General features: G+C 56.1%; 2 protein-coding genes. Both read left to right on the top strand.

Going from position 1 to position 767, the window contains the following annotated elements:
- The first annotated feature begins 139 nt into the window (after nucleotides 1-139).
- Nucleotides 140-418: an AlpA family phage regulatory protein gene (locus P9272_RS35930; protein ID WP_063169289.1), complete on the top strand. Its 279-nt coding sequence runs from the start codon at nucleotides 140-142 to the stop codon at nucleotides 416-418.
- A partial coding sequence (locus P9272_RS35925; RefSeq protein ID WP_140671262.1) for a hypothetical protein occupies nucleotides 415-767 on the top strand: 353 nt, incomplete at its 3' end. The genes P9272_RS35930 and P9272_RS35925, both read left to right, overlap by 4 nt.

The following is a 767-nucleotide window of genomic DNA, read 5'->3' as shown; positions in this document are numbered from 1 at the left end:
CAAAAGCACTGCGATGCCGCACCGACTGGAAGAACTCATCAATGATCACGCTTTTCGAACATGTGGGCGCCGCTACCAACACTAAGCGTTCCCGATCAAACGGAAGCCTCTATCCCTTCTTTCTGAAGGCTGTCCGGACATGAACGCATTTGATGTCCGTCCAACGCTGGATGCTCCCGACGACGATCTCTATCTTTGGCTTGAAGATGTGGAAGGCGAGCGGGCACTTGCCTGGGCCGCCGGCCAGTCGGCAAAGACCCTGAAGCACTTCAGTGGAACGCAGTTCGAGCGCGACCGCGCGACTCTGAAGGCAGGCCTGTTCCCTAAGCGGCGTCGCATCTCCCCCGGCCGAGTCGCATGGCTTGAATCCGATATCAGGGCTTGGATGGAAACTAGATCTGAGAGCCGCACCGCATGAATGTAGCCTCCCAATATCTTCTCCCGTCTGTGGCGCATCACGAAGCCGGGCACGCGGTGGCCGCCATCGTTTTGCACCGTCAGATGTTCGACGACGACCGTGAACTCCCTGCTTTCTCAAGTGTTAGTATTTACCCCGACGCCGGTGACGGAGAGTGCGGTGGTTTTGTCGAAGGCACGGTTTTCTATTCAGCGCAAGGATTCACCTCGGAGCTAAAGCCGATTTTCGAGAACGATATGGATCGACATTTCCAACGCGATGAAGCGATCCAAGAGATAGTTGCGTGTCTGGCAGGTCCTTTTGCAGAATCCGCATTCGAAGGCTATCTGGACCCGCGCGATATGGCGAT

It is taken from the genome of Mesorhizobium sp. WSM4976, assembly GCF_029625685.1.
GTDB lineage: Bacteria > Pseudomonadota > Alphaproteobacteria > Rhizobiales > Rhizobiaceae > Mesorhizobium.
Note: the sequence above shows the minus strand (reverse complement) of the source record. Positions and strands in the feature narration are given on the sequence as shown.

Excerpts from the sequence above, each read along its gene's own strand:
- P9272_RS35930 (WP_063169289.1), top strand. The coding sequence starts at position 140 with ATGAACGCATTTGATGTCCGTCCAACGCTGGATGCTCCCGACGACGAT.